Origin of the sequence: Novacetimonas hansenii JCM 7643, from assembly GCF_000964405.1 — a bacterium.
Lineage (GTDB): Bacteria > Pseudomonadota > Alphaproteobacteria > Acetobacterales > Acetobacteraceae > Novacetimonas > Novacetimonas hansenii.
The window spans coordinates 1-7,200 of the sequence record NZ_BANE01000064.1; the positions used below are offsets into that span (position 1 = coordinate 1).

At 63.7% G+C, this 7,200-nt stretch carries 9 protein-coding genes; 2 read left to right on the forward strand and 7 right to left on the reverse strand.

Annotated elements, in window-relative coordinates; all coding sequences use genetic code 11:
- Positions 1-90: 90 nt before the first annotated feature.
- From B7G66_RS05195 to hisB, 7 genes are all read right to left on the reverse strand, one after another.
- The gene (locus B7G66_RS05195) at positions 91-468 is read right to left on the reverse strand and encodes a histidine triad nucleotide-binding protein (protein WP_003622335.1); all 378 of its coding nucleotides are present in this window, start codon (positions 466-468) and stop codon (positions 91-93) included.
- Positions 469-568: 100 nt separating this feature from the next.
- Positions 569-1,069 carry a phosphoribosyl-ATP diphosphatase gene (locus tag B7G66_RS05200; RefSeq protein ID WP_003622337.1) on the reverse strand — a complete coding sequence of 167 codons (501 nt, stop codon included), beginning with the start codon at positions 1,067-1,069 and terminating at the stop codon, positions 569-571.
- Between the two features lie 44 nt (positions 1,070-1,113).
- Positions 1,114-1,875, reverse strand: coding sequence for an imidazole glycerol phosphate synthase subunit HisF (hisF, locus tag B7G66_RS05205; RefSeq protein WP_003622339.1), 762 nt, complete (start codon positions 1,873-1,875; stop codon positions 1,114-1,116).
- The gene (hisA, locus tag B7G66_RS05210; protein ID WP_048858890.1) at positions 1,875-3,221 is read right to left on the reverse strand and encodes a 1-(5-phosphoribosyl)-5-[(5-phosphoribosylamino)methylideneamino]imidazole-4-carboxamide isomerase; all 1,347 of its coding nucleotides are present in this window, start codon (positions 3,219-3,221) and stop codon (positions 1,875-1,877) included. The genes hisF and hisA overlap by 1 nt, the downstream gene beginning before the upstream one ends.
- A complete protein-coding gene (gene hisH / locus B7G66_RS05215) occupies positions 3,218-3,904 on the reverse strand; it encodes an imidazole glycerol phosphate synthase subunit HisH (protein WP_003622344.1) in 687 nt (228 codons plus the stop codon). The genes hisA and hisH overlap by 4 nt, the downstream gene beginning before the upstream one ends.
- A gap of 8 nt (positions 3,905-3,912) precedes the next feature.
- Positions 3,913-4,242 (reverse strand): hypothetical protein, encoded by a 330-nt coding sequence (locus B7G66_RS05220; RefSeq protein ID WP_141312722.1) that lies wholly within the window; start codon positions 4,240-4,242, stop codon positions 3,913-3,915.
- 41 nt (positions 4,243-4,283) lie between these two features.
- Complete coding sequence (gene hisB, locus B7G66_RS05225; protein WP_003622348.1) at positions 4,284-4,880, reverse strand: imidazoleglycerol-phosphate dehydratase HisB; 597 nt, start codon at positions 4,878-4,880, stop codon at positions 4,284-4,286.
- 274 nt (positions 4,881-5,154) lie between these two features.
- Between hisB and B7G66_RS05230 the strand changes: the two genes are divergently transcribed.
- Positions 5,155-5,754 (forward strand): nitroreductase family protein, encoded by a 600-nt coding sequence (locus tag B7G66_RS05230; RefSeq protein WP_040513061.1) that lies wholly within the window; start codon positions 5,155-5,157, stop codon positions 5,752-5,754.
- A 160-nt stretch (positions 5,755-5,914) separates the two neighbouring features.
- On the forward strand, positions 5,915-7,093 hold the full coding sequence (gene ubiM / locus B7G66_RS05235) for a 5-demethoxyubiquinol-8 5-hydroxylase UbiM (protein ID WP_003622351.1): 1,179 nt from the start codon (positions 5,915-5,917) through the stop codon (positions 7,091-7,093).
- Positions 7,094-7,200: the final 107 nt, after the last annotated feature.

Genomic DNA, 7,200 nt, shown 5'->3' on the forward strand with positions numbered 1-7,200 from the left:
AGACGCCGCCTTTTTCGATCGAAAGGCGGCACCCAAAAACTTTTATGTATCACCCGGCTATGTTTTGCCGGGTTCTATGCCACCGGGTGATTATTCCGGCAGCATCGGGCCAAGCGCACGCCCGGCGAAGATATGGACATGGAAATGCGGTACTTCCTGTCCGCCTTCCTCCCCTATATTCGACAACAGGCGGTACCCCGGCCCGTCAACCTGCAAGATGCGTGCGACCTGGCCCACCGCGCGGGTGAACCCGGTAATTTCCGCCTCTGACGCATTTTGGCTGAAATCGGCAAAGGACACATACGGGGCTTTGGGGATGACCAGCACATGGATCGGTGCCTTGGGCGCGATGTCATGAAACGCAAGGACGTAGTCGTTTTCATAGACCTTGTTGCACGGCAGTTCGCCGCGCAGGATACGCGCGAAGACGTTCTGCGGATCGTATGGTAGGCTTTCCTTGACGGCCATGATCTCTGCCCTGTCCTTTGTCAGATAATATGCGGTGGTGCGGTGTGTGGCGTGGCGGATGGCGCCACGTGTCCGATGGGGCCGATGGTCCGGCGTGTGGTCATGCCAGCGGGTCGCGCGGGCGGGCAGCCTTTTCCGCGATGCCGCTTGTGCCCTCGCGACGCAGGAGTTCGGACCAGACTTCCTGCGGTTCAACGCCTGCATCCACCCACATGACAATCAGGTGGTACAGCACGTCCGCGCTTTCGCTGATCAGTTCGTCACGATTGCCCGATACGGCCTCAATCAGGCATTCGACGGCTTCCTCGCCGAATTTCTGTGCGATCTTGCGGCGTCCGCGTGCCAGCAGGCGGGCGGAATGGCTGATGGATGTGTCCGTGCCGCGCCGTGAACTCACCACCTCGAACAGGCGATCAAGCACGTCCGGCGTCGCCTGCGGCATGTCTGTGGCGATGGTGGGGGCCTGGGCCTTGCCCGCAGCCTTTGACGCCGCCTTGGCCGGGCTCTTGGCAGGCGCTTTGGCCGGGGTTTTGGTGGTCGCGGCCTTCTTGGCCTTGGTGGCCTTTGGCGCGTCGGGTTTGGATTTGGGGGGCTTTGGCATCGTGTCTCTTTCGTGCGTGGGCTGCGTTCGGAGGGAAGGGGAGATCAGCAGGTCTGGCGCACGGGCAGGCCAGCCCCGGCCAGCGCCTGCTTGACCTGCGGTATGGTGAACTGCCCGAAGTGAAAGACACTGGCCGCCAGAAGCCCTGTCGCGCCTGCCTTTGCCCCTTCGATGAAATGATGCAGATCGCCCACCCCGCCCGATGCGACAATGGGGACACGCACCGCGCCGCACGCCGCACGCAGCAGATCAAGGTCAAACCCCTTGCCCGTTCCGTCGCGGTCCATGCTTGTCATCAGGATCTCCCCCGCGCCACGTTCGGCGACCTCGCGGCACCAGTCAATGACGTTGCGCCCGGTGGGGGTGCGCCCGCCATGGGTATAGACCTCCCACGATCCATGCCCGTCCGAACGGGCGTCGATCGCGACGACCACACACTGGCTGCCGAATTTCCGTGCCGCCTCGCTGATGAGTTCGGGGCGTGATACGGCGGCCGAGTTCATGGCGCACTTGTCCGCCCCCGCCAGCAGCAGGCGGCGCATGTCGTCAGTCGTGCGCACGCCACCACCCACCGTCAGTGGCAGGAAGATGCGTTCGGCCGTGCGGTTGACGACATCAAGGATGGTATCACGGTTTTCACTGCTGGCGGTGATGTCAAGGAACGTGAGTTCATCCGCCCCCGCCGCGTCATACACCGCCGCCTGTTCCACCGGGTCGCCCGCATCGCGCAGGGAGACGAAGTTGACGCCCTTGACCACGCGCCCGTTCTTGACATCAAGGCAGGGAATGACGCGAAGCTTCAGCATCAGGCGAGCACCCGCAGCGCGTCGGCGGGATTGACGCGCCCATCATACAGCGCGCGCCCGACGATCACCCCCTCGATCCCCGGTGCCTGCGCAGTTGCGGCGCGCAGGGCTTCGAGATGTTCGAGGCTGCCGACGCCGCCGCTGGCGATGACGGGAATATCCAGCGTATTCGCCAGTTCCGCCGTCTGCGCGATATCGATGCCCGTCAGCATGCCGTCACGGCTGATTTCGGTAAAGATCACGCTGGCGACACCGGCATCCTGCATCCGCAGGCCAAGTTCCACGGCCTTCATCTCCGACGTTTCGGCCCAGCCTTCGGTTGCGACCTGCCCGCTGCGGGCGTCGATGCCCGCGACGATGCGACCGGGGAACAGGCGGCATGCCTCGCGCACAAGGTCGGGGTTCTTGACCGCGACACTGCCAAGGATGACGCGCGTGATCCCCACCGAAAGCCAGTGGCCGATGCTGTCGAGGTCACGCAGCCCACCGCCAAGCTGTACCGGGACGGTGGCGTTGGCGATGATCGCCTCGATCGCCTCGGTATTGGCCGAACGCCCGGCAAACGCACCGTTAAGGTCAACGACATGCAGCCATCTGTATCCTGCATGGACCCAGGCGCGCGCCTGTGCGCCGGGATCGTCGGAATAGACTGTGGCATGGTCCATTTCCCCACGGCGCAGGCGCACGCAGGCACCATCCTTGAGGTCGATTGCGGGATAGAGTGTCAGGCTGTGTCCGGTCACGGCGGCATGTCCTGCGGCAGGGATGGGGGTGGAGGTATCCTGCGGGTGGGCGGGCACGATCCGCTCGTCATCCTGCAGGCGCTTGGTAAAGAAAAGTCCGCTGACGGTCTGTCCGTTCGCACGGGCATAGCTGGGGTGCGTGCCCCAGTGATAGAATCCGTGCGCACGGAACAGGGCGACGGCCCCTTCCTGCGTCGCGCGGACATCAAGGTTGAGGATCTGGTACCCCATCGCGCGGGCGCACTGCTCCACCTCGGTCAGGAGCATCTGCCCCAGTCCCAGCCCACGGGCATAGGGGGCGATATAGAAATGCATCATGGTGGCGCTCATCGCCTGCGCTTCGTTATTGCGCGGCGGGCGCACAAGCTGTGCGGCACCCACGATCATCCCGTCATGGCGCGCGACGAACAACTGGCGTTCCGGCACCAGCAGCAGGCCACGGAAATAACGTTCCAGCACATCATGGGGCGGGGGGGAAAGCCACCCGAACCCCCCGCCATCAAGGATGGCGGCGTGCGTCGCCTCGCACAGGGAGTGCAGGTCGTCTTCCGACAGCGACTGCAGCCGTTCCGTGCTCAGGCGCGGGGCGGGGGAGGACGTCATGACGGCCCCAATGCGCCGCCCGTGGCGGGTGCCGGGGCCCAGCGCAGGAAGTTGGCGAGGATACGCAGCCCCACCTTCTGGCTTTTTTCCACATGGAACTGCGTACCTGCGCGGTTTGCGTGCGCGACAATGGCCGGTACCGCGCCGCCGTAATCGGTCGTGGCCACAAGGGTTGCCGGGTCATGGCCGCTCAGTGCGAAGGAATGCACGAAATAGCCGTGGGCATCGGCTGCCAGCCCCTCTGTCAGGGGGTGGGCACCGGGGGTGAAGTCCAACTGGTTCCACCCCATCTGCGGCAGGCGCAGGCCGGGGGCGGACATCAGGGTGATATCGCCCCTGATCCATCCGAAACCCGGCGTCACCCCATGTTCGCGCCCGCGTGTCGCCATCAGTTGCATGCCCACGCAGATACCAAGGAACGGCGTGCCCCCGTCTGTCGCGGCGATGATCGCATCCTGCAGGCCCGGCTGTGCGGCAAGTCCCGCCGCGCAGTCCGCGAACGCACCCTGTCCGGGCAGGACGATCCGGTCGGCCGCCAGTACGGCGTGTGGGTCGGCGGTGATGGTGACATCCGCCGCGATGCCGCAATCCTGCGCCGCGCGTGTCAGAGCCCGCGCGGCGGAGGCAAGGTTGCCGCCGTTATAGTCGATGACGACGATGGACTGGCGCTGGGGGGAGGACATCGGCGTTCTCATGCACTCGGGGTGGTGAAGGGGGCGGTGGCCTGTAACAGGCGCAGGCGGGCATCACCGGCATTGGTGGCCATGATGACGGGGCCGGGCACCAGGCCGCGCAGGCGGAGTTCCCATGCAAGGATGTCCGCGGCGCATATCCCGGCCAGCACATGCATTGCCGCAAGCAGCACGAACAGGGGAACACCATGGGGCACGATGGCCCATGCCATCAGCGTCAGGCCCCCGGCCATCAGCCCGGAGACGAATGCGCCGCGCGCCAGAAGCCCCGGCCACCCCAACACCAGCACCAGCCACGACATGCGTTGTGGCACAAGGGTCGCAGCCATCGCGTCGGGTCGTTCCGGTGGCGCCCATGTGGCGTAGAAGGTCACAATACGCCCTTGGTGGACGGGACGATGCCCTGTGCCCTGGGGTCATGTTCGGCGGCCATGCGCAATGCGCGGGCCAGCGCCTTGAATGAGGCTTCGGCGATATGGTGGCAGTTGCGGCCCGAACGCTGCGTGATATGCAATGTCACCAGCGCACTCATGGCGAAGGCGCGAAAGAATTCCTCGAACAGTTCGGTGTCCATCTCCCCGATCTTGTCCCGGGTGAACTCCACCGACCATGCAAGGTAGGGACGACCCGAAATATCTATCACCGCTTCACTCAGCGCTTCATCAAGCGGGACGAGCGCGCTGCCATACCGGCGGATTCCACGCTTGTCGCCGATCGCGCGGGCAAATGCCTTGCCAAGCGCGATGCCCGTGTCCTCCACCGTGTGGTGATAGTCGATATGCAGGTCGCCTTTCGCCTCCACCGTCAGGTCGCACATGCTGTGTCGGCCCAGGGCCGTCAGCATGTGATCGAAAAATCCGATACCCGTGGCGATGCGGGTCTGCCCGGTGCCATCAAGGTTGATGGACACGGTGATGTCGGTTTCGCTGGTGGCGCGGTGAATCGTGGCGGAGCGGGGTTCGGTCATGGTTGTCCCTTCTACAGCAAGGGGGGCGGTGGAATCCATACCGATCCTGCCACCCACTGGTGCGCATGGGGCGCGCGCGGCGGCATGCTGGTGCGGTTCCCTTGGCTTTGCACGGTATCTGCGGCATGGTGCGACGCGGATTGCGGATGGGCAGGGTGCGCAGGGTCACGGCGGCATCGGCATGTCGCAACACCGCCCCACGGCCCGGTGGGCGATGCACGTTGATATGCACATGTGCTGTTCCACCCGACCCGTTATCGAAGGAACGTATGTAATGACATCGCTTGATCTTTTGCTGTCACGCTTTTCCACCGATGCGCTGGTGCAGCCTGCGCCTGATGCGGCGCAGCTTGAACGGATACTTTCGGCGGCGATGTGCGCACCCGATCATGGGCGGCTGCGTCCGTGGCGTTATGTCGTGATCCGCGACGACGCCCGTGCCCGTGTCGCCGAACTGGTGGTGGCAAGCATGAAGCGCCTTGACCCGGATGTGGCAGAGGCCAAGATCGAAAAGCGGCGCGGACGGTTTTCGACCATGCCATTGGTCATTGCGTTGGGCATGCATCTGCGTCCCGATCACAAGATCCCCCTGATTGAACAGGAAATGGCCGTGGCCGCAGCGGCGATGAATGTGCTTAACGCCCTGCATTTGACCGGGTTCGGCGCGGTCTGGGTCAGTGGCGATGTGACCTATGACCCGCAACTGGCGGCGGAACTGGGGTTTGAGGCCCCGCACAGGCTGGCGGGCTTCCTGTTTGTCGGCACGCCCGGTCCCGATGCCCGCCCCGCACGGCGCGCCTCGGTCGAAGGTTATGTCGCACAGTGGGAAGGCATAGGCACCCGTTTCGCCGCAGATGAAAAAGACCCCAGATAATAACACAGGGGACCATAGAAAGTTTTTGGTGAACCCTTTCCCGAAAAAGGCGCAGGCCGGAAGCTCCCATCATGTGCCCCATGATTATTGAACGGATGATTCCACAGGACCCGTCCCGGCAGGGGCATGGGATGATGCAGCCGCACAGGAGTATCAGGACGTGCAAAGCGACGTGACGATTATCGGTGGTGGCCCGGTCGGGTTGGCCACCGCCCTTTCACTGGAGGCGCTGGGCCTGTCGGTCACGGTTCTGGAACGTGCGCCTGCCGCAGCTTTGGCAGAGGCGCCGTTCGATGGCCGCGAAATCGCGTTGACCCATCATTCGGTGGGGGTGCTCAAGGCATTGGGCGCATGGCCCCATATCCCGGAAGTGGCGATTTCCCCCTTGCGGGAGGCACGGGTGGAAACCGGACGACGTAACCATCCCCTGACGTTCGATACACGTGGGCGCGGGGTGGAGGCGCTGGGCTATCTCGTCTCCAACCACCTGATCCGCCGCGCCCTTTACGCACAGGCCACGCAACGGCCGGGTATCACCATAAAGGCAGGCACCGCCACGCAGTATGTGCGCAATGGCCGGGGGGACAGGACGGTCATCCATGATGGGGGGGAGGAAACGTCCCGCCTGGTGGTCGCCGCGGATGGCCGGTTTTCACAGATCCGGCGGATGCAGCGGATCGGCGCGATCATGCATGATTTCCATCGTTCCATGCTGGTATGTCGCATGGCGCATGAATCCCCCCATCACCATGTGGCAACCCAATGGTTTGACGAAGGACAGACCGTGGCGTTGCTGCCGGTCAATGGTGGGGCGTCCTCCATCGTGCTGACCCTGCCTCCCGACCGGATCGAGGCGCTGCGCCTGATGGAACGCGATGCATTCAATGACCAGATCATGCAACGGGTTGGAAACCGTCTGGGGCGCATGCGCCTGGTCAGTACGCGCCATGTCTATCCGCTCCGTGGGGTTTATGCGCATCGTTTCGCCACGCCGGGCTTTGTGCTGGTGGGGGATGCGGCCGTGGGGATGCATCCGATTACCGCCCATGGGTTCAACCTTGGCCTGAAGGGGCAGGAAACCCTTGCGCAGGAAATCGGCGCGGCGATGGAAAAGGGCGAGGAAATCGGCAGCTTGTCCGTCCTGCGCCGGTTCGAACGTCGGCATCGCCTTGCCACCGCCCCCCTGTTCGCCGCGACAAATGGAATCGCAACCCTTTATACGCGCGATGAAAGGCCGTTTCGCGAACTGCGCCGGGTGGGATTGCAGGTGGCGGATGCACTTTCACCGTTCAAGCGCGTCGTGACCGATATGCTGATGGATCGCCAGAAAACGGCCTAAAACAGCCAGAAATACGTTTCAGGACAAAGGGTTGTTCTGATGCCGGAATGCAAAAAAACGATCTTTTTTCAATTAATGGATTGACGTTATTTGTTGTGGGGCCTATA